General features: G+C 62.0%; 2 protein-coding genes. Both read left to right on the plus strand.

Annotated features, from left to right (window positions below; genetic code table 11):
* Nucleotides 1–370: 370 nt before the first annotated feature.
* Nucleotides 371–580 carry a helix-turn-helix domain-containing protein gene (locus K6I34_RS36715; RefSeq protein ID WP_079110137.1) on the plus strand — a complete coding sequence of 70 codons (210 nt, stop codon included), beginning with the start codon at nucleotides 371–373 and terminating at the stop codon, nucleotides 578–580.
* Between the two features lie 63 nt (nucleotides 581–643).
* A partial coding sequence (locus K6I34_RS36720) for a tyrosine-type recombinase/integrase (RefSeq protein ID WP_229332352.1) occupies nucleotides 644–1,599 on the plus strand: 956 nt, incomplete at its 3' end.

Consider the following 1,599-nt stretch of genomic DNA (forward strand, 5'->3'; position numbering starts at 1 on the left):
CAGTCTTCCACGAGGATCACCCTTTCCTCCTGACCTTGATCAGCAAGGCCAGAATGAGATGAAGATCCACAAATGGGTCAGTATTGACACGCCGTCAAAGGGTCAGAGTTCGACCGTCGCCGACAGGGCCACGCTTGCGGGCTCCTGCTTATAGCGGCAAACCTCCGGTTAACCAAACCGGTCCTCCTCAACAAACTGAGTGTTGTTCGCGCTGACTACTTGGCGGTGGCTTCGGCGCGGGCGTAGAGCTGCCCAGTTTGAGAGTGCCGGCTGCGTAACGGCTCGTGGAACGTCTATGAGTTCCGCGAACCCGATCTCGAGTCACTCCCGCAGCGGCGGCAAATTTGCAGCGCTATGAGGAGTACGAAGCATGAGTGACCGACTTCTGTCCGTGCCGACCGTGGCTGGGCTTCTTGACGTGAGCCGTCGCACGGTCTACCGGTTTGTCGCTTCCGGTGAACTGTCCATTGTCGACCTTCGGACCGGTGTCGAACGCTCGCGGGTGCGGATCCCGAGCGCCGATGTCGAAGCGCTCATTAAGCGCCGCACGGTCGGCCTGCCCAAGCGTCGCGCTGCTTGAGCTGCAGGCTGTTCGCGCATTTTCAATCTCAAGTTTTCCTGAATTGCCCTCCTGAAAGAGATCATGGCGTACCTTCGCAAGCTGAAGTCTGGAAAGTGGCAGGCCACCGTCCGGAATCCGGGTGGCGACCGGTTCACAGAATCCTTTCCTCTTAAGACGCAGGCCAAGGCTTGGGCAGCCGACCTCGAGATGAAATTTGCTCGCGGTGTCTTGCGTGACCCGCGCGCTGGCGAGATCAAGTTCAGGGACTGGCACGACCGGTGGTGGGAGGCTCGAGTCGTCGAACCTCACACTCGTCGGGGAGATGCCTCGAGCATCAAGACCCACGTCATGCCGCACTGGGCGGACTGGGAGATACAGGCCATAGCCCGCATGGACATGCAGGCATGGATCAGCAAGCTGGTGAAGGACGACAAGGGCGTCTCGGCGATTCACCGTGCGTACAACCTCACCAAGTCGATCATGCGCGCCGCAGTCGACGAGGACCTGATCGCTGTATCGCCCTGCCGGCGTATCGACCTGCCGACCATCGCGGAGAAGCCCCCGCAGTGGTTCACCCTCGGGCAGGCGCAGGCCATCCTCGACCAGCTCGTCGATCCCTGGCGGACCATGGTCCTGCTCGGCTTCTACACCGGCTTGCGCTGGGGCGAGCTGTCTGGGCTCCACGGACACCGGATCGACTGGCAGCGCTCACGTCTCTTCGTCGTCGAGGTCAACACGAAGTCGGGGATCAAGGAGTACCCCAAGAGCTCGAGGAGCCGACGGGAGGTGCCCATCCCTCCGCATGTTCTGGAAGCGCTCGAGCGTCACATGCACGGGCGGGACCGGGACGGCGTGGTGTTCACCACGGTCACCAAGGGGCGGGCTGGGAGGCTCCTCGACGACGGGAACTGGAGCAATTGTCAAATCCTGTGGATCGGCGGGTTGTTCATGCAGCAGCGGGCTCGGGTCGTTCAACGAGGTGACCGCGTTCGAAGCGGGCTCCGGCTCGCACGAGGGCGACGAGGTGGGGTGCGTTC

The organism is Streptomyces sp. UNOC14_S4 (genome assembly GCF_020740835.1).
Classification (GTDB): Bacteria; Actinomycetota; Actinomycetes; order Streptomycetales; family Streptomycetaceae; genus Streptomyces.

Excerpts from the sequence above, each read along its gene's own strand:
- K6I34_RS36715 (WP_079110137.1), top strand. The coding sequence starts at position 371 with ATGAGTGACCGACTTCTGTCCGTGCCGACCGTGGCTGGGCTTCTTGAC.